Origin of the sequence: Arthrobacter sp. UYCu511 (genome assembly GCF_040547105.1) — a bacterium.
GTDB lineage: Bacteria > Actinomycetota > Actinomycetes > Actinomycetales > Micrococcaceae > Specibacter > Specibacter psychrochitiniphilus.
The window spans coordinates 20,220-37,826 of sequence record NZ_JBEPPB010000013.1 but is presented as its reverse complement, the minus strand read 5'-3'; the positions used below and the strand labels follow the sequence as shown (position 1 = coordinate 37,826).

Annotated in this window: 18 protein-coding genes; 7 read left to right on the top strand and 11 right to left on the bottom strand. The window is 58.6% G+C overall.

Translation table 11 applies throughout. From position 1 onward, the window contains the following. Positions 1–59 precede the first annotated feature (59 nt). The 3 genes from typA to ABIB48_RS15490 form a co-directional block, all read right to left on the bottom strand. Positions 60–1,976: a translational GTPase TypA gene (gene typA / locus ABIB48_RS15500; RefSeq protein ID WP_110107235.1), complete on the bottom strand. Its 1,917-nt coding sequence runs from the start codon at positions 1,974–1,976 to the stop codon at positions 60–62. 371 nt (positions 1,977–2,347) lie between these two features. After that, complete coding sequence (locus ABIB48_RS15495) at positions 2,348–2,995, bottom strand: hypothetical protein (RefSeq protein ID WP_110107236.1); 648 nt, start codon at positions 2,993–2,995, stop codon at positions 2,348–2,350. A gap of 50 nt (positions 2,996–3,045) precedes the next feature. Beyond that, positions 3,046–4,851: an ABC transporter family substrate-binding protein gene (locus ABIB48_RS15490; protein WP_354213556.1), complete on the bottom strand. Its 1,806-nt coding sequence runs from the start codon at positions 4,849–4,851 to the stop codon at positions 3,046–3,048. A 97-nt stretch (positions 4,852–4,948) separates the two neighbouring features. On the opposite strand from ABIB48_RS15490, the gene ABIB48_RS15485 reads away from it, so the two are divergent. Beyond that, positions 4,949–5,233, top strand: a complete 285-nt coding sequence (locus ABIB48_RS15485) for an NAD(P)H-binding protein (protein ID WP_354213555.1) — start codon at positions 4,949–4,951, stop codon at positions 5,231–5,233. A gap of 352 nt (positions 5,234–5,585) precedes the next feature. Here ABIB48_RS15485 and ABIB48_RS15480 read toward each other — a convergent pair whose 3' ends face one another. The 4 genes from ABIB48_RS15480 to ABIB48_RS15465 are packed head-to-tail and all read right to left on the bottom strand — an operon-like array spanning position 5,586 to position 8,148. Then, positions 5,586–6,167 (bottom strand): DUF2238 domain-containing protein, encoded by a 582-nt coding sequence (locus tag ABIB48_RS15480; protein ID WP_354213554.1) that lies wholly within the window; start codon positions 6,165–6,167, stop codon positions 5,586–5,588. Then, a complete protein-coding gene (locus ABIB48_RS15475; RefSeq protein ID WP_245932278.1) occupies positions 6,164–7,048 on the bottom strand; it encodes an endonuclease/exonuclease/phosphatase family protein in 885 nt (294 codons plus the stop codon). The genes ABIB48_RS15480 and ABIB48_RS15475 overlap by 4 nt, the downstream gene beginning before the upstream one ends. Next, positions 7,045–7,878 (bottom strand): glycosyltransferase family 2 protein, encoded by an 834-nt coding sequence (locus tag ABIB48_RS15470; protein ID WP_315912884.1) that lies wholly within the window; start codon positions 7,876–7,878, stop codon positions 7,045–7,047. The genes ABIB48_RS15475 and ABIB48_RS15470 overlap by 4 nt, the downstream gene beginning before the upstream one ends. Positions 7,879–7,920: 42 nt before the next feature. Further along, a complete protein-coding gene (locus tag ABIB48_RS15465) occupies positions 7,921–8,148 on the bottom strand; it encodes a hypothetical protein (RefSeq protein WP_315912883.1) in 228 nt (75 codons plus the stop codon). A gap of 85 nt (positions 8,149–8,233) precedes the next feature. Between ABIB48_RS15465 and ABIB48_RS15460 the strand changes: the two genes are divergently transcribed. The 3 genes from ABIB48_RS15460 to ABIB48_RS15450 are packed head-to-tail and all read left to right on the top strand — an operon-like array spanning position 8,234 to position 10,272. Beyond that, entirely contained in the window at positions 8,234–8,926 is a 693-nt protein-coding gene (locus ABIB48_RS15460) for a histidine phosphatase family protein (RefSeq protein WP_315912882.1), read from the top strand. A gap of 24 nt (positions 8,927–8,950) precedes the next feature. Continuing rightward, positions 8,951–9,505, top strand: coding sequence for a DUF3090 domain-containing protein (locus ABIB48_RS15455; protein WP_110107243.1), 555 nt, complete (start codon positions 8,951–8,953; stop codon positions 9,503–9,505). Continuing rightward, positions 9,505–10,272, top strand: coding sequence for an SCO1664 family protein (locus ABIB48_RS15450; RefSeq protein WP_354213553.1), 768 nt, complete (start codon positions 9,505–9,507; stop codon positions 10,270–10,272). The genes ABIB48_RS15455 and ABIB48_RS15450 overlap by 1 nt, the downstream gene beginning before the upstream one ends. On the opposite strand, the gene ABIB48_RS15445 is transcribed toward ABIB48_RS15450, so the two are convergent. Both ABIB48_RS15445 and ABIB48_RS15440 read right to left on the bottom strand, forming a co-directional pair. After that, positions 10,246–10,710, bottom strand: coding sequence for a hypothetical protein (locus ABIB48_RS15445; RefSeq protein WP_354213552.1), 465 nt, complete (start codon positions 10,708–10,710; stop codon positions 10,246–10,248). The two genes, ABIB48_RS15450 and ABIB48_RS15445, sit on opposite strands and share 27 nt — an antisense overlap. A 612-nt stretch (positions 10,711–11,322) precedes the next feature. Further along, positions 11,323–11,763 carry a YtoQ family protein gene (locus tag ABIB48_RS15440; RefSeq protein WP_110107246.1) on the bottom strand — a complete coding sequence of 147 codons (441 nt, stop codon included), beginning with the start codon at positions 11,761–11,763 and terminating at the stop codon, positions 11,323–11,325. A 549-nt stretch (positions 11,764–12,312) separates the two neighbouring features. Between ABIB48_RS15440 and ABIB48_RS15435 the strand changes: the two genes are divergently transcribed. Next, a complete protein-coding gene (locus ABIB48_RS15435; protein WP_110107247.1) occupies positions 12,313–12,723 on the top strand; it encodes a TA system antitoxin ParD family protein in 411 nt (136 codons plus the stop codon). Positions 12,724–12,726: 3 nt separating this feature from the next. Further along, positions 12,727–13,293 carry an ATPase gene (locus tag ABIB48_RS15430; RefSeq protein WP_110107248.1) on the top strand — a complete coding sequence of 189 codons (567 nt, stop codon included), beginning with the start codon at positions 12,727–12,729 and terminating at the stop codon, positions 13,291–13,293. Positions 13,294–13,991: 698 nt separating this feature from the next. On the opposite strand, the gene ychF is transcribed toward ABIB48_RS15430, so the two are convergent. Then, complete coding sequence (ychF, locus tag ABIB48_RS15425) at positions 13,992–15,077, bottom strand: redox-regulated ATPase YchF (protein WP_110107249.1); 1,086 nt, start codon at positions 15,075–15,077, stop codon at positions 13,992–13,994. 107 nt (positions 15,078–15,184) lie between these two features. Here ychF and ABIB48_RS15420 point away from each other — a divergent pair, with 107 nt between their 5' ends. After that, the gene (locus ABIB48_RS15420) at positions 15,185–16,447 is read left to right on the top strand and encodes a DNA recombination protein RmuC (RefSeq protein WP_354213551.1); all 1,263 of its coding nucleotides are present in this window, start codon (positions 15,185–15,187) and stop codon (positions 16,445–16,447) included. A 73-nt stretch (positions 16,448–16,520) separates the two neighbouring features. Here ABIB48_RS15420 and ABIB48_RS15415 read toward each other — a convergent pair whose 3' ends face one another. After that, on the bottom strand, positions 16,521–17,600 hold the full coding sequence (locus ABIB48_RS15415) for a 4-hydroxy-3-methylbut-2-enyl diphosphate reductase (protein ID WP_110107251.1): 1,080 nt from the start codon (positions 17,598–17,600) through the stop codon (positions 16,521–16,523). Positions 17,601–17,607 lie beyond the last annotated feature (7 nt).

The following is a 17,607-nucleotide window of genomic DNA, read 5'->3' as shown; positions in this document are numbered from 1 at the left end:
CAGAAAAAGGGCCTGCCTACCCCGCGTTTGCAGGATGGGCAGGCCCTTTGGCCAAGCTGTTAGGCCTTGGCGCGGGCGCGGAAAGCCTTGGCACGGTCGCCAGCGTTCAGGATCAGCTTGCGGATACGGATGGACTCCGGGGTGACCTCAACGCACTCGTCTTCGCGGGCGAATTCCAGGGATTCTTCCAGCGTAAGGTTGCGCGGCGGGGTCATGTTCTCGAAGGTATCCGAAGAAGCTGCACGCATGTTGGTGAGCTGCTTTTCCTTGGTGATGTTCACATCCATGTCATCGGAGCGTGAGTTCTCGCCAACGATCATGCCCTCGTATACCTCGGAGGTGGGCTGCACGAAGAAGTTCATGCGTTCCTGGAGCTTGATCATCGCGAACGGGGTGACAACACCAGTGCGGTCAGCAACGATCGAGCCGTTGGTGCGGTACTCGATGGGCCCGGCCCACGCCTCGTAGCCTTCGGAAATGGAGGCAGCAATACCGGCACCGCGGGTGTCGGTCATGAAGCGTGTGCGGAAACCGATCAAGCCACGGGCCGGAACAATGAACTCCATGCGGCACCAGCCGGTGCCGTGGTTGGCCATGTTGACCATGCGGCCCTTGCGGGCTGCCAGCAGCTGGGTGACGCCGCCCAAGTATTCCTCGGGTACGTCGATGGTCATGTGTTCCATCGGCTCGTGAGTCTTGCCGTCAACCTGCTTGGTCACAACCTGCGGCTTGCCAACAGTCAGCTCGAAACCTTCGCGGCGCATCTGCTCCACGAGGATGGACAGAGCCAATTCGCCACGTCCTTGTACTTCCCAAGCGTCAGGACGCTCGGTGGGCAGAACCTTCAGGGAAACGTTACCGATGAGCTCGCGATCAAGGCGGTCCTTGACCTGGCGTGCTGTGACCTTGGCGCCCTTGACGCGGCCGGCCAGCGGGGAGGTGTTGATACCGATGGTCATGGAGATGGCCGGCGGGTCAACCGTGATCAGCGGCAGCGGCTGCGGGTTGTCAATGTCGGTCAGGGTCTCACCAATGGTGATGTCTTCAATACCGGCTACAGCCACGATTTCGCCGGGGCCAGCCGATTCGGTAGGAACACGGGTCAGTGCCTGGGTGGCCAGCAGTTCGGTGATCTTGACGGGCTTGATGGTGCCGTCGGCACGGGCCCAGGCAACGGTCTGGCCCTTGTGCAGGGTGCCGTTGAAGATGCGCAGCAGAGCCAAACGGCCCAGGAAGGGGGAAGCGTCAAGGTTGGTGACGTGCGCCTGCAGGACACCCTCGGGGTTGTACTTGGGAGCGGGGATGTGCTCGATGATGGTCTTGAACAGGGGCTCAAGGTCCTCGCTGTCCGGAGCGGAACCGTTTTCGGGCTGTGTCAAGGAGGCACGGCCCAGCTTGCCGGATGCGTAGACAACCGGAACGTTCAAGACGGCGTCCAGATCCAAGTCCGGAACTTCGTCCGCCATGTCAGAAGCCAGGCCCAGGAGCAGGTCCATGGACTCTGCAACAACCTCGTCGATGCGAGCATCGGGGCGGTCGGTCTTGTTCACCAGCAAGATCACGGGGAGCTTGGCCGCAAGTGCCTTCCGCAGCACAAAGCGGGTCTGCGGCAGCGGGCCCTCGGAGGAATCCACGAGCAGAACCACGCCGTCAACCATGGACAGACCGCGCTCAACTTCGCCACCGAAGTCGGCGTGGCCGGGGGTGTCAATGACGTTGATGGTCATGATTTCACCGTTGGCTGACGGGCCATTGTAGGCAACCGTGGTGTTCTTGGCCAAGATGGTGATGCCCTTTTCGCGCTCCAGGTCCCCGGAGTCCATGACGCGCTCAGCAACGTTGCCGTGTTCGGCAAATGAGTGCGTTTGCTTGAGCATGGCGTCCACCAGGGTGGTCTTGCCATGGTCAACGTGCGCCACGATGGCGACGTTGCGCAGGTCATTGCGCGAGGCGGTGTTGAGAGAAAGATCGCTCATGGATGAAGACTCGTTTCAGTTGGGCCCGGCTGCAGGCCCGGAAGGGCTAAAGCAGAAAGTCACATTGATGGTTGGCCGTGAAGAATCGGCAGATAACACTATTCTAGTCGCACTGACAAATACGGCCTAGTCACTTTATCCCATGATTGGCAAATTTTTCACCACAACTGCCATCAAAGCCACCTTGAAAACACCTACAATGGCGGATTTCCGCCGCAAAAGCACGACAGCGTTAGCTAAGTTTCGTGACGAAACTCACCTCTCGCCGTCGTGCTTGGGTACGGTCAGCTGTGGTGCTTGGCCACCTGCGCGGTACTGGAAGTCCACCTAGCTAAAGTTCCCCGGGCAAGTCAGGGACCGGGGGCCGGCCATCAGCTCTGGTTCAGGGCTTTGACCGCGGCCTCGCCAGGTGTTGTGCTCCCATTTAGAACAGTAAGGGTGGCTTGGCCACCTTGTGTCAGCGGCGGTCCTGCCAGTTCAGCAGTTCCGTCAGCATTGACCTTGACCTTTGCCACTAGCGCCTCCTGGCCCTGGCGGTGACGACGCACAGCTATTAAGCCGCCACCCTTGCCTTTGGCATCGGCGGCAGCACTGGTGATGGTTTGCGCCACGAATGCCAAGGGGTTAAGCCCGGTCCGCAACGGCACACACAAGTACTGACTCAAGGGGCGTGAAAACAGTGCCGCCAAACCGTGCGGAGAATCCACTACATAAATTGGCAGGTCTGAGCTGGCCCCGTATTGAGTGATCTCAAACCACTGCTCGGCTGTGGAAAGAATAACGGAGAGGACCAGGGCGCCGCCCACTAAGTTGATGCCGTTCTGCTCTGACGCTGCCATCTCACGCACGTCCAGCGTAGTCAGGCCGGCACGTACCAGATCACTGTCCTGAGGCAGATCAGCCAAATCTAGGACCCTGCGGCTCAGGCTAGCGCCCTCCCCCGGGTTGAAGGAGAGCAAGGCCAGAACTTCGTGGCTAGTGATCCGCAGAGCACTTTCCGGGATAGCTTCAGTAGTCAAAACTTTTAGGGTCCTTTAATAGTGCACAATATGCGGTGCCGATCTGGCGGCTATTTGACGTAGACCCAGTGGGCAATGCTCTCCCACGGACCAATGGCCAGAGGAGAGTGGGTCACACCGGAGACGTGTTTCCCAGTCGCGCTGAGGGTACTGCGCTGAAATAGCGGAAGCCCGTATCCGGCGTCCATGACCAATTTATCAATTTGCATCTTGAGCGCGTTCTGCTTGGCCCCATCAGGATTGACGGCCAATTGCTCGGTCAGCTGATCCACCACGGTGTTGGAAAAGTTGTTGAAGTTTGAAGGGGCAGCTGTACGGAAAATTTGGGGCACCTGGTCGGAACCCGTGGGGTTGCTGGTCCAGCCATACAGCGCCACATCAAAGGCACCCGCCCGCAGGGCTGCCATCCATTCTTTCGAGCTCTTTCCGGCATCCATCACAGTAAAACCGGCCTTGGCGGCAGAGGCTGCCACTAATTGATACTCGGCAAGGCGTTCCGGGTCATCGCGGTTGTAGAGGACGCGAACCGTGGGCTTGGCGCCGTCGAGAAGTTCTTTGGCGGCTATGAATCCGTCAGGATCCACACCGTCCGGGGCAAAAAGCTTGCTGCCATTGCTCCCGGAGGATTCCTTGTACGGCACCTCCACGGGACGGAACACGAAGGAATTGAGCACCTCGGCCTGGGGGTCCAGGGGTGCAGCTACTTGGTCAATAATGTCTTGGCGCGGCACTGTGTGCAGGAATGCCTGGCGGATTTCCAGCGGAGCAAAGACACCCTCAAAGTTCAGCACCAGCTGATCGAATCCGAGTCCTTGTCCCTGCTGGATCTTGACACCGGAAGATGTGAGTGCCTCAAGTGCGCTACTTCGCTCGGCGGTCATGGGCGGGGATATGACATCTGCTGTCCCTGCAGCAAGGGCAGCCACCTGTTTGTCAGGATCGGACTCGTATTGCACGGTGAGGGTGTCCAGGTTCGGAGCGTCACCCCAGGTGTAATCGGCGTTCCTGGTCAGGATAAGTTCCTTATCCTTGGTGATGCCCTTGACCAGAAACGGGCCGTTGGAGAGGGCCAGAGACGGGTTGGGCATGCTGCGGGTATCAAAACCCGTATTCCAAAAGTCAGCCACCTTGCGTAGCGTGGGGTTCGGTGGAATCTGCTTGGTGGGGTCCCCCTGCTGCACGCTCTCCAGCACGCTGGACAGGGCAGGAGCATCAGCCAGTCCGGCCCGGACGGCCACAATGTGCGCTGGAATGGACACCGTGGAACCCAATGCCGTCTCCCAATCGGAAAACGCTGTGGTGTAGGTCAGAGTCAGCGATTTCCTGTCATCACTAATGACAGGGCGCTCGGTTTGCGCCAGTCCTGAATGATCGCCGGCTGAATGGAAGTATGCGGTCCCTGAGGTGACGGAGAAGTTCCCGTCCAGGACGGCGTCGTTGTACCAGCCTGAGAGCGCAGCCCACTGGAGCATCAAATCATCGGCGGTGACAGGTTCCCCGTCTGACCACTGCACACCGTCATTGATGGTGTATTTGATGGTCAGGGGCTTGTCCTTGACCTTTTCATACTTGCCGAATTTCTCATTTTTGACGATCAACAGATCACTATCCACGGTGTTGAAGCCCGAATGCGTAGCTGCCTCAATCCGCGTGTTCGTTGCAGACCCGCCAGTGACACTCGATGAGTTAAAAGAGGAGAAAGGAGTGCTCTCCAGAACGGTGACATTGCCACCCACTGTGACCGTAGGCGAGGCGCTGGATTCGTTGGGCACAGGCTCTGTACCAGTGCAGGCACTCAGGGTAAGAGCTAGGGCTGCGGCAGCAGTCAATACTTTACAAATGCGTCCGAGCCGCATTCCACCTCCAGGTTTTCGCTTCAATATGGTCTCCGGGAGCACATCAGCCTCTAGCCGGTCCCGGGAATAATCCTGATTGCTAGAGTACCGCAGCGTTATGAACGTCAGTCGTACCCTGGCCCGAGACACCGTAGCTCAGCTAACAAAGGTAATCACGGTTTCACGCAGCGGCCTGACCCCGGAGGGAACCCTAGCCATCCAGGGCGACACCAGTAATACCGTGTTCGTAACGGAGGCCAGTTCCGGCTCCGACGCCGTTGTGGTCACCGTGGGCGGCACGAAAGGTGAGGCGCAACCTCACACAGCGGTCACCCAAGCAGTCATTGCGGCCAAGCACGCTGCGGGACTGTACCGCTTAGTTGTGCACTCTCATCGGCGCTGAACTGGGCCTTGGCCCGGCCCACGGGTCTGAGTAAGAAGCTGCACCAGGGGCAGGGAGGGCGCTGGAGGTCTCCAGCGCTGAGCGTTTGGCCGGAACCGTTACCCGAGCAGATCTAGCCGGATGCCTGCTAGGGATCCTCGGGGATGACTCCACCATTGGTAAAACTCTGAGCATCAGCGCCTGATCAGCAACGCCATTGCTGCAGGACCTCCATTTTTGATGGCCAGTGCATCGCCCCGATCGCCCGTGCGAAGAGACTGCAGTTGCTCAGGACGTACCAGGAGGAGCCATCAGGGTAGGTTTCTTTACAAAATACTTTGATACGGCCTCGGCGCAGTAGCGGGTCCTTTTGCTACGTTGCGTCTTTTCTGAGAAGGGGAATAAAGGCCACCACAAATCCGGCGGCGAGGGATCCCAAACCACCCATAGCCATGTCACCGATGGTGTCATCGTAAGCAATAAAGATTTGATCGCTAATGAATGCTCGGCCAAACCACTCCACCATTTCCCAGAGAGCACTCAGCGCTAGCCCCATCATGGCGGTCAACACTATTCCAGAACCCTTAGTGAAGGTGGTCCCGCGCGGATCAGGAACAACTTTCCCACGAGCCAGCAAAAGGTACAGGCCAGCGGCGATCACCCCATTGCCAGCTAGATGAACCACCAGATCCCACCAGCCGATGCTGGTGTATAGATCAAAAATATTGCTCCATGCGGCGATCAGTAGCGTGGCCACAAAAACCATGTCCATCCCGGCGCGCATGCCTAAGAAGCGCGGGGCCACGAAACCGGGCAAGGCGAAGGCAATAATTCCAGCGTCGCTCGGCTCGAAAAATATCGCGGTCACCACCACACTCAACACAGCAACGAACCGCAGAGCCTCGGCCACGAAATCCATAGCACCATGGGGACGGCGCAGAAAATTCTCAATCATGGTTGGTCGCCACTCTGATCAAATTCCACCACGGCATGAACGGGCAGGTGATCCGATCCCCATCCGCCGTGGTGCCGGTTGGCGTTGATGCCCGCTCGTTCCACGCGAACTCCGGTGGAAACCAAAATCCAGTCAAGACGTGGACCGTTGCGACGCGGTTCCCGGTAGGAGCTGAAAGTTCCCCACTTCTCACTAACCCTCGTCTGCGCGGCGTCCCATGTGTCAACCAGTATGCCGTCCGAGAGTAGCTCAAGTAGCGGCGGCGATCCCGTAGCGGCATTGAAGTCCCCGGTCACTACCGTGGGAAAGCTGCTGGCTGCAGCCAACTGCTTGATGGCACGGGCGGAGCTCAGACGTGAGCGTCCCGAAAGATGATCTAGGTGTGTGTTGATGGCCTGAAAATGGTTTCCAGTGGCGCGGTCCAGAAAGATCCCAGTGACCACAATGCGGGGAATAAGGTTTCCCCATGACCTGGAACCGGCGTGTGTGGGCTGATCAGAGAGTGCCCGTTGTTCCCATTCCAGAAGTTTAAGCCGTTTGGAGTCAAAAATCAGCGGGCACCTTTCCCCTGCGCCATGGGGTCCCCGGCCGTGTCCCACCGCCTTGTATGTAGCTCCCAGAGACTCTTGAACAAACGCGACCTGGTGAGGCAGCGCTTCCTGTATGCCAATAAGTAGGGGGGCTTCTTGGTTAAGAAGCGCGCGGATTCGCGGTGCCCTCTGCTGCCAACGGTCGGCTGAGCGTGTGAGTATGCCGGGGACGTGGCGGCGAACATTCCAGCCCATGATGTGAAGTGCCTGCACAGGCACCTCACCAATCAAGGCCATTGCTTCCGAGGGCGCCGTCCCACGATAATCTCCGCCAACGCTTCTCCCACTCATTGGAACGCACCAGCGTTACTCCCGGCTCTGCGACTCCTCGCTGAAGCCAGCCTGCGCCATCGTCGTGGGGGAAAATCATGCGGCCAATGAATCAGGACCGTGCGGAACCCCCGGTGCGTCCGCCTTAAGAACTCACGCGCGCTTTTGAAGGGGCGCATTGACATACCCATGGCAGCGGAGCGCAAATATCTCACTCTATGGTGCTCACCCAAATGGAAGGAAAGGTCGAAATCATCGTGGAGCTCACAATCGCGCCGATGTGCCGAACTACTCACAGATTCCCAAGCTTCCCGTCGCATGGCCAGATTTGAGCCAAAGAGCGGCCGGTGTCCCAAAGCTGGCATAGCAGCTAACCAGTAGACCGTGAGGTAAAGGACGGCCAGCGGGGTGCGTAAAAATGCTGGGCCATCGATAAAGCGTGCCGTTCCGGTCAACGCGGAAGTCTGAGGGCTGTCAGCGAACGCCGTCACAACATCTTCAATCCAAGACGTCGGTGGCACACAATCAGCGTCTAAGCGGAGAATGAGATCACCGCTGGCAAAATCGTAACCACGGGAGCTCGCTGCCGGGATACCCGGCTCAGAGCAGCTAATGAGTGTTGCGCCAGCCAGACGGGCAGTCAGCGCTGAGTCATCAATTGAACCGTTGTCCACCACAATGATCTCGTTGGCTTTTATGGACTGCGAGTGCAGAGCAGCAAGACACCGCGCCAACAGAAGGCTGTCATCCTTGACAGGTATCACCACAGAAACGCGGGGCCGTGGTTCTTGACGTGGTGGGCCAAAAACCACATCTTGGGCCTTGGCTTCTGGCTGTGAATCTATGTTCATCTACTCAAGGCTACTGTCTTTGGAGTGTGGGCGCTGCCAGCGTCAGAGGCGTGGCTTCCTGTTCCAGCGCTGGTGGATAAGCCCGCTGCGGGTACCGATGGATTCAACCGTGAACTTATTTTCTAGGTAGGCTACGTAATCCCTGAGGCAGGCACCGAAGCCGAGCCTTACATCATGTACGCCAGAAGCATCGTGGGCCAGCGTCACCTCATATCCGGAAGCAAATCCGTCCGAAGAAACAAACAAGCCATGTACCAGTGCTTGGGTCATAGCGGCACGCTGAACCAGGCCAATAAGTTGCTGACATGAGGCTTTTGGTCTGGGTTGCTCCACGCAGGGTGGCTAGGCTGGTTCCATGGCGACAGTTATTCTTGTGCGGCACGGCCGCACCACAGCAAATGCCACTGGACTGCTCGCAGGCCGGGCAGCGGGCGTTGATCTGGACCAGATTGGGCGCGACCAAGCGGCCCAGACCGGAGAGCGGCTCGCGGCGGTGCCCCTTATCGGGGTGGTTTCGAGCCCTCTTGAGCGTTGTCAGCAGACCACCCAGTTCATCCTCGATCGCCAACCTGGCACACCCGTTTTGCTGGTAGATCCGGCTCTCATCGAGTGCGATTACGGCCAATGGCAGGGCCGCACACTCAGTGATCTAGCAACCGAGTCTCTGTGGCCCATGGTGCAGTCGCAACCATCCGCCGTCGTATTTCCTGGTGGTGAGTCAATGGCCGCGATGCAGGCTAGGTCTGTTGCAGCAATTCGACGCCACGATGCAGCCTTCGAAGCCGAACACGGGCAAGAAGCCGTGTGGGTTGCGGTCAGCCATGGTGACATTATCAAGTCCATCCTTGCCGATGCCTTCGGCATGCATCTTGACCTATTCCAGCGCATTAACATTGGTCCGGCCTCGCTATCGATCGTGCACTACGGGACTAGCAGACCGAGCGTCTACGCAACCAACACCACCGCAGGCGATCTCTCGTGGCTTTCCAAAGACACCCTCGCGGGTGATGCGCCGGTGGGCGGCGGCGCGGGGCACAAAGCGCCATGAACCAAAAGTGCCTAGAATACAGATATGCCTACACATATCCACGAATTTGACTGGCCAGACCGGGCCGTAGTTGGCACCATTGGCGTTCCGGGAGCGCGAACCTTCTATCTGCAGGTGCGCGCCGGGAAGCAAATTGTGAGTATTTCCCTCGAGAAGCAGCAGGCCGCTCAGCTAGGGCAGAAGATCGACGAAATTCTCGACCAGCTCATCACCATGGAGGGCAACCCCTTCAGCGTTCCCACGAGTACTCCGATTGAACTTGTTGACAATGACCAGCTCGAGGACGTCCCGGAGCAATTCCGTACCGGGGCCATGAGCTTGGGGTGGGACCCCACCACGGCCCAGGTTGTTATTGAGGCCCACCCCATCACCGCTGACGATGGTGATGAGAGCGAGGAATGGCTTGAAGAAGCCGGCGATAACGACTCAGAAATGCTATTGGTACGAATGCCGGTTGGCACCGCCCGCGCCTTCGCCCTGCGGACACGCGAAATTGTGGGCGCTGGGCGCCCAGCATGCCCACTCTGCGGTTACCCTATAGACGCTGACGGGCACGTCTGCACCCTTCCCGAGGTCTGATGGCAGCACCGAACCTGGCCACCTCTGAACTAATCCTCACTGGCCGCATCACGACGGCGTCAAACGCCACATTCCTGGGCAGCATTGGTGATGTGGTGGTTGTTTATAAGCCGATAGCAGGCGAAAATCCGCTATGGGATTTTCCCGAAGGTGCCCTGGCACACCGGGAGGTGGCCGCGTACCTGGTCTCGCAGGTCTTCGGCGGGGACATTGTGCCGCACACGTGGCTGCGCGATGGACCGCTGGGCGAAGGCATGGTCCAACTCTGGCAGGAGCAAGATCCCAAGCAAGACGCCGTGAATTTGCTCCCAGTGGACCGTGTGCCGGCAACTGGTTGGAAGCAAGTCATCGAGGGACGGGATGAAAGCGGATCCATGGTGGCGTTAGTTCATGAAGACTCCCCCGAGCTGCGACGAATGGCGGTTCTGGACATCATCATCAACAACGCAGACCGCAAAGGCAACCACATCCTGGCAATGCCGGACGGCCGCCGGCACGGTGTGGACCACGGCCTCACTTTTCACCGTGACCACAAGCTGCGTACGGTTCTGTGGGGCTGGCTGGGAGAGGATCTAAGTGCGCAGGAGCTCGACGGCGTAGATCGTGTCAGCGAAGGACTCCACGGTGAGCTGGGCCGAAACTTGACGGACTTGCTCACTGCTGAGGAGATCACATCCCTCGCTGCGCGGTGCGCACGGTTACGTTTGACAGGGCGGTTTCCGGCTCCCAGCGGTGAGATGTCAGCGGTGCCCTGGCCCCTTTTCTGAGGGAATTGCCTTCTTAGGGTCATCGCTGTAGCCGGGCGTGATGATCATTGCCTCGTGTGTCACTGTGGCCCCCAGGACCTTGCCACTGTGATCCAGAAACACAACATCAACATCGCCCAACCCTGTCCATTGCTCTTTGCTTGTAGCGTCAGGAAAGAAGCACCCCAGATCATCGAGGGCAAAAATGATGTCCCGGCTGTAGGCATACCGGCGTTTTACCGCGGCCCGGCGCGGCCGAGCATAACCGTTGCCTGGGCCAACACCAACCGTTCTGCTCGATTCAAGGTTCGCTAGCGCCCCGATCAGCGGATGATCTTCGTCCCCATTGTTGAAGACAAATTCAATATGCGCGGTCTCCCGGCGCAACGACTGCATCCAGGCAGACTGGGCAGCGCGCGACATCGTTTCTCCGACCACAGGGGGCGCCACGTTTTCCATATCCTTACACTCTCCTTGAGCGAGACACATGTACACCGCCCCATGTTACGGCGAAGCGCGAACTTCCGTGATCTACTTTCAGATGGTTAGGTTACCCACCCCCGCAGTGCAGAGCAGTGCAGTGCGGTGCAGTGCAGTGCACTAGCCCCACGGCACAGGATGCTGGATTACAGAGTCCTCTATCGGCAGCGGATCCACTGCGCACTCAACTACCTCAGCATGAAAAGCCCACCGAGCCTTCAAGTTCGCCAGGATCAGACCGATACCAGCAACCTTGCATTAGCCGTGACCCATAAATGGGTGCAGTTCCTAAACTATTTTCTTGCGCCTGAGTGCGTGGGCCTGGTTTTCTGCCGCTAAATTTCGTAGAAAGATTGCCGATGATGCGGCGGCAAGACAGAAGCCCCATACCTTTGCGGTGATGGGGCTTCTTGCATTTTGAAAGCTGTCTACGAACATGGAAAGTGAGCCAGGGGTGAAACAAACACGGGTCTAAATACGGAATCTTGGGCTCCCATCCGTGTCAAAATTGGGCTCCAAAGCGCGAGAACTCAACGAACTAGACGTTGAAGCCGAACTCCACCGAGTTCTGGCAGCGAGCAACCGCGGGGCTTACGCCTTGAGCACATACTGCAGGGTCTGCACGACCTGCTCGGTGGTCTTGCACCAGGCCTGAGCACCGGCGTCGACCTCCTTGAGGGGGTGGATGATATCTTCATCGTGCAAAGTAACGTATGGCTTGCCCAGTGCGGCGCAGTAGCCGGCATCGAAGGCAGCGTTCCACTGTTTGTACTTGTCCCCGAAGCGGACCACCACCAAATCACTCTGTTCAATCAGGGTGCGCGTGCGGATGGCGTTGACCTTGGAGGACTGGTGATCACGCCAGAACTGGCTGGGCGTCTCACCGAGATGGTCGCCTGCGGCGTCGCTTGCGGGATGGTCGGTCACCGGCGCGGTAAATTCCACATCCAGCCCGGCGGCCTGTGCACCGCTCTGGATCTGGTCACGCCAGTCGGTGTGAATCTCACCGGAAAGATAAACAGTAAAACTCATGCTTGGATACTCCTTCATAAATACTGGACGGATCTGAGAGTGGTCCTCTTCTTAACCATCTACTAGATCAGCGGAAAGATCCAACGGCCGCGCCAGGGTGGAACCCGCCGGGTGCTCTGGCGCTACAGTACGGGTTAGCAACGTTACTGGTCAGACGCTGAAGCAGAACTCAGCAGCCGTGTCATCAACGAAAACCAGATCATTGACTTCAGCCAAGACAAAGCTCTCCGTATGACCCGTGCGTGCCACCGGCGTGCTTGAATCCTTGATGCCATGGTCTGGGCTGAGCGGGGCACAGGCGAACAAGCGGCCTGGGCAGCACCTCATCGAGCCCGTGATTCCCGCGTCAACTCGCGGGTTTCCAGTGCAGGATCATAAACCCTGTGCATTTCTCCATTATTCAGAGGTTATGACTCCATCGCCACGGACAGTGGCCCCCGCACACCCCAGCGCCCTGAAAGTAAAATAGACTGCTCAACCTGACGAGCCTGAACTCGACTAGCTGTCTCAACGCTAGCCACACATGTAGCAAATTACTACACTAGATGCATGAGTAATACGATGCCAATGAGGGTGGATGGCGCCCTGTTCGACGCGGCAAAGGCCCTAGGTGCTGTTGCGAGCCGCAGCGCTGCACAGCAGTTCAACCACTGGGCACGGATCGGGCGCGAGCTTGAAGCTAGTCCAAGCACGAGCCTGCGCGACATTGAGCACGTTCTCGCCGGAGAAAAACCATACGATGACCTCGGTGAGCGGGACCAAGCAATAGTCCGGGCGAACTGGGATGAGCAAGTGACCGAACGTCTGGCCAGCTTGGATTTTGCTGCTGAATTCTCCCAGGCGGGGCGTTCTTGGACAGAGGTGGACGAGCATGGCGCCGTCGTCGTGCACGGTGGCAACGAGCACGCCAACAACCGCTCTCGTTCCACTGGCTCTGCCCCCAACGACCCGGACGCCTGACAGGTGCCGATCCTCCACCTCATCGCCGGGCCGAACGGTTCCGGCAAATCCACCTATGTCGAGCGAATCCTGCAACCGGTGACCCATCTGCCGTTAGTGAACGCGGACCTGATCGCGGCTAAACGCTGGCCGGGTGCCGAGATGCAGCATGCCTATGAGGCCTCACGCGCCGCAGCCGACGAGCGAACACAGTTGTTGGCGGCCAGGCGGTCATTCATAAGTGAGACGGTGTTCAGCCACCCGAGCAAACTCGATCTGATTCAGGAGGCCCACAGCAGCGGGTACCTCGTCCAACTTTACGTAATGCTCCTCCCCGTCGATGCGAGCGTAAATCGCGTTGCCGAACGCGTTCGGTGCGGTGGCCACAACGTGCCCGAGCAGAAGATCCGCGATCGTCACGCGCGGCTGTGGGAGCTGATCGCGACTGCGCGCTTAGTCGCAGACCGCACTGAGTTCTTAGAGAACAGCACAGCAAAGAACCCCTTCCGACGCGTCGCCGAATACGAACGCGGACGGCTTGTAGGCGAGCCAACTTGGCCAAACTGGACACCCGACGCGCTTACCGCCTAACGTGTCTCCCGACGGCGGGATGAGCGTCCTGTGGGGTCTCGGATTGGAAACAGCCATCACAGACTCGGTGGCGGCGTGTCCTGGGATGATGACCGGCGAACTGACCAACTTCCGTTCACGCCCAGTCACCGAAGTGCTCCGTCGAACCTAATCTAACTACGAGGTTGCAGGCCTGCTTTGCGACGACCATGCGCTCGGGATAGGCGTCTGACTAACCAGCGCGTGATCCGCCGGACGCCAGCTTCAAGTCCTCTGCCCGTAACGCAGCGCCATAGCGCTACCACCCTTGATTGTTCCCTCCATGGAGTAACTGACCAACCACGACCAAGGCCAAGGCCATACTGACCGTACGCCCCTGGGCCAACTGATCGTAGCGAGTATAGGGAGCGTCCAACACGCGCTACAGCCCGTAAGCGATATACCCGTAGTAGATCGAGTGCCAGCTCATAACAGCGGCGGGGGGCCGACTGCGCCGAGGCTGCACAGAACTAACGAATGGAAGGGCTGCGGAAAGCAGAATTGCTACTGTAGCGAATACAGGCTTGAAGGCGGGCGCAGCGTCAGCAGGATGCACCATTTCGAGCTCACACGGCCCAGAGTAGACAATGATGTGCCACCAGTCCCGGCCCACACCCGCGGAAGAAGACGCCCGGGTTGCAAAGGCAACCCGGGCGTTTCACGAAGCAGTCCAAACACGACTAGACGTTGAAGCGGAACTCCACCACGTCGCCGTCGTGCATGACGTATTCCTTGCCTTCAATGCGGACCTTGCCCTTGGCCTTGGCCTCGTGCATGGAACCGGCCTCGATCAGGTCATCGAAATGGACCACCTCGGCCTTGATGAAGCCGCGCTGGAAGTCAGTGTGAATGACGCCGGCAGCCATGGGCGCGGTGTCGCCCTGGTGAATGGTCCAGGCCCGTGTTTCCTTGGGGCCGGCAGTCAGGTAGGTCTGCAGACCGAGAGTGTGGAAACCGACGCGGGCCAGCTGGTCCAGACCGGACTCTTCCTGGCCGCTCATCTCCAACATTTCCCGGGCTTCTTCTTCGTCAAGTTCAACAAGATCGGATTCGAGCTTGGCGTCAAGGAAGATGGCCTCCGCCGGGGCCACCAAGGCGCTCAATTCTGCTTGGCGCTCCGGATTGCCCAGCACTGCATCGTCCACGTTGAACACGTAGATGAATGGCTTCGCGGTGAGCAAGCTCAGTTCAGACAAGTGCTCCATCTCCAACTTGTCACTCTTGATGGAGGAAAAGATGGTGTCACCGCGTTCAAGAACAGTCTGCGCCGCCAATATAGCTTTCAGCTCGGCTGGGTCGCGCTGCTTGAGCTTAACGGCCTTTTCCAAGCGCGGAATGGCCTTTTCAACGGTCTGCATGTCAGCCAAGATCAGCTCGGTGTTGATGGTCTCCATGTCGGAGCGGGGATCAACCTTGCCGTCCACATGGATAACATCAGGATCATCGAAGACCCGGATGACTTGGGCGATGGCCTCGGCTTCGCGGATGGTAGCCAGGAACTTGTTGCCGAGGCCTTCACCTTCCGAGGCGCCCTTGACGATGCCTGCAATGTCCACGAAGGACACCACTGCGGGCAGCAGGCGCTGTGATCCGAAGATCTCTGCAAGCTTTGCCAAACGGGGATCGGGCAGGCTGACAACACCAATATTGGGCTCGATCGTGGCGAACGGGTAGTTCGCTGCGAGCACATTGTTGCGTGTCAGTGCGTTGAAAAGGGTTGATTTGCCGACGTTGGGCAGTCCGACGATGCCAATAGTAAGAGCCACGGTATGTGATTCTACCGTTTGCCCGCACTTTAAGCTTATTCACCCGGTGCGCGGCCCGATGCGCGGCAAAATCCAAGAATGTCAGTGCCCCGTGCGAAGGTGGTTCCATGAATGGAATTGGCTGGCTTGTAGCTATATTAATGTTGGTGGTTGGCGCCGTACTCGGTGCTGCGGCAGTGGCGTGGGTGCTGATGGCGCGGCTGCGCGCCGCGAACGAGGAAGCCGATGCCGCTCATGAGCGGGCCTCCGCGCTCACAGCGAATTTTGCAGCTGCTGATGCCGAGCGCCGGCTCCTAGCATCGCAAAATTACGCTCTGACGGCGCAGCAGGGTTCCGATTCCCACGTGTTGCAGGCACTGGGTCCGGTCTCTGAGAAGCTCAATGCTGTCCAGCGTCAGGTTTCCTTGCTGGAACGCGACCGTGTTGAACAGTATGGCCAACTCGCGGAGCAGCTTCGTGATGCGCGGGACGCTGACGCCAAATTACTGGCCACAACCTCCTCACTGGAGGCCGCCTTGCGTTCCAACAGTGCCCGGGGCAAGTGGGGCGAAGTCCAGCTGCGCCGCGTGGTGGAAGCTGCCGGCATGTTGGCCCACGTGGACTTCTTCGAACAGGTCCACTCTTCAACTGATGACGGCGTGCACCGCCCAGACATGGTGGTGCGGCTGCCCGGCGGCAAGGAACTGGTCCTTGATGCAAAGGTCCCCTTGGCTGCCTTCCTCAACGCGCACGACGCCGGCCCAACAGACAGCGCCGCATCCGCACAACACTTGGCTCGCCATGCGAAGGCGGTTAAGGCTCACATCGATGCCTTGGCCGGCAAGAAGTATTGGAGCTCAGCGCTGAACTCCCCCGAACTGGTTATTTGCTTTGTTCCGGTGGAATCCATCCTTTCCGTAGCTTTGAGCGCAGATCCAGAGCTTCTTGACTACGCCCTGTCCAAGAACGTGGTTCTGGCATCTCCCATCTCCCTCATGGCCATTCTGAAGGCGGTGGCTTTTAGCTGGCGCCAGGACGTGCTGACCGAAAGCGCCAAGGAACTCTTTGAACTCTCAGCCCAGCTATACACACGTTTAGGCACTATGGGAGAAGCAGTCTCTGCCGTGGGTGTTTCACTGAAAACCAGTGTGGACCGTTACAACAAGCTCGTGGGCACCCTTGAGGGCAGAGTTCTGCCCACGGCCCGGAAGCTCAACGCACTGGATCCCAAGACCTTGGAGTCCCCGGCTCAAGTGGAAAACACTCCACGCCTACTCACCGCTCCAGAGTTCAACACACGCGATTTTAGCTCTTCTCAGCGCAACACTGCCGCCGGGTTCAGCACCGACGAAGAGTTCAGCGCCGATGGAATCGATGCTGTTAGCAGTTAGCAGTTTAAGAGCAGAATGGCCCGGTCCCCAGTGGCTGGCCCATTCTGTTTTTCATGCTTTTCTTCGCGGGTTTTTACAGCAGATTGGAGCTGCGCACACCCTTGTAGTCAGGATCACCAGCCGCCTTCATGGTGGCCCGTAGTTCCTTGGGCAGGGAGAACAAGATATCTTCCTTAGCCGTGACGACTTCCTCCACGGAGGCGTAGCCGTAGTCGGCGAGCAGGAGCAACACCTCTTGCACCAGAACCTCCGGAACAGAGGCACCACTGCTCACACCAACGGAGGCCACACCTTCAAACCAGGTCTCATCAATTTCGTGAGCAAAGTCAACACGGTAGGAGGCTTTGGCGCCGTATTCAAGGGCCACCTCAACCAGACGCACTGAGTTGGAGGAGTTGGCCGAACCCACCACGATGACGAGGTCCGCCTGCGGGGCGATCTCCTTGATGGCACCTTGACGGTTGGTGGTGGCATAGCAAATGTCATCGCTGGGCGGGTCCTGCAACTTCGGGAACCGGGCCCGCAAAATCTCAACAATCTCCATGGCTTCATCAACAGAGAGCGTGGTCTGCGAGAGCCAGATCAAATTCTCCGGATCCTGCACCTGCACGGTGCGGGCTTCTTCCGGGTTGTTGACAATGGTGGTGCTTTCCGGGGCTTCCCCGTAGGTGCCTTCAACTTCCTCATGGCCTTCATGGCCGATGAGCAGGATGTGTTTGTTTTCCTTGGAAAAACGCACCGCCTCTTTGTGGACTTTAGTCACGAGAGGGCAGGTGGCATCAATGGTGCGCAAGCCACGGTCAGCAGCTGACTGCACCACGGCCGGTGAAACACCATGAGCGGAAAAGACTACTAGGGCCCCTTCGGGCACTTCCTCGTTCTCTTCCACAAAGATCACACCCTGAGCTTCCAGCGACGTCACCACATGGACATTATGGACAATCTGCTTACGCACATAGACAGGTGCTCCGTGGTGTTCCAGCGCCTTCTCCACCGCGATCACTGCACGGTCAACACCGGCGCAGTAGCCGCGCGGCGCTGCCAGGAGAACGCGTTTTTCCCCGGTCACCGGGGCAGCAGCAGCCACCTCTTCGGGCGACCTGCGACGACGCGGAACGACGGGCATTGACAAGGAAACGGCAGTGGTGCTCATACCCATC

Bases quoted from the DNA above. Each gene is read 5' to 3' on its own strand.
- typA (WP_110107235.1), bottom strand. From the start codon at position 1,976: ATGAGCGATCTTTCTCTCAACACCGCCTCGCGCAATGACCTGCGCAAC.
- ABIB48_RS15490 (WP_354213556.1), bottom strand. From the start codon at position 4,851: ATGCGGCTCGGACGCATTTGTAAAGTATTGACTGCTGCCGCAGCCCTA.
- ABIB48_RS15485 (WP_354213555.1), top strand. From the start codon at position 4,949: ATGAACGTCAGTCGTACCCTGGCCCGAGACACCGTAGCTCAGCTAACA.
- ABIB48_RS15480 (WP_354213554.1), bottom strand. From the start codon at position 6,167: ATGATTGAGAATTTTCTGCGCCGTCCCCATGGTGCTATGGATTTCGTG.
- ABIB48_RS15475 (WP_245932278.1), bottom strand. From the start codon at position 7,048: ATGAGTGGGAGAAGCGTTGGCGGAGATTATCGTGGGACGGCGCCCTCG.
- ABIB48_RS15470 (WP_315912884.1), bottom strand. From the start codon at position 7,878: ATGAACATAGATTCACAGCCAGAAGCCAAGGCCCAAGATGTGGTTTTT.
- ABIB48_RS15465 (WP_315912883.1), bottom strand. From the start codon at position 8,148: ATGACCCAAGCACTGGTACATGGCTTGTTTGTTTCTTCGGACGGATTT.
- ABIB48_RS15460 (WP_315912882.1), top strand. From the start codon at position 8,234: ATGGCGACAGTTATTCTTGTGCGGCACGGCCGCACCACAGCAAATGCC.
- ABIB48_RS15455 (WP_110107243.1), top strand. From the start codon at position 8,951: ATGCCTACACATATCCACGAATTTGACTGGCCAGACCGGGCCGTAGTT.
- ABIB48_RS15450 (WP_354213553.1), top strand. From the start codon at position 9,505: ATGGCAGCACCGAACCTGGCCACCTCTGAACTAATCCTCACTGGCCGC.
- ABIB48_RS15445 (WP_354213552.1), bottom strand. From the start codon at position 10,710: ATGGAAAACGTGGCGCCCCCTGTGGTCGGAGAAACGATGTCGCGCGCT.
- ABIB48_RS15440 (WP_110107246.1), bottom strand. From the start codon at position 11,763: ATGAGTTTTACTGTTTATCTTTCCGGTGAGATTCACACCGACTGGCGT.
- ABIB48_RS15435 (WP_110107247.1), top strand. From the start codon at position 12,313: ATGAGTAATACGATGCCAATGAGGGTGGATGGCGCCCTGTTCGACGCG.
- ABIB48_RS15420 (WP_354213551.1), top strand. From the start codon at position 15,185: ATGAATGGAATTGGCTGGCTTGTAGCTATATTAATGTTGGTGGTTGGC.
- ABIB48_RS15415 (WP_110107251.1), bottom strand. From the start codon at position 17,600: ATGAGCACCACTGCCGTTTCCTTGTCAATGCCCGTCGTTCCGCGTCGT.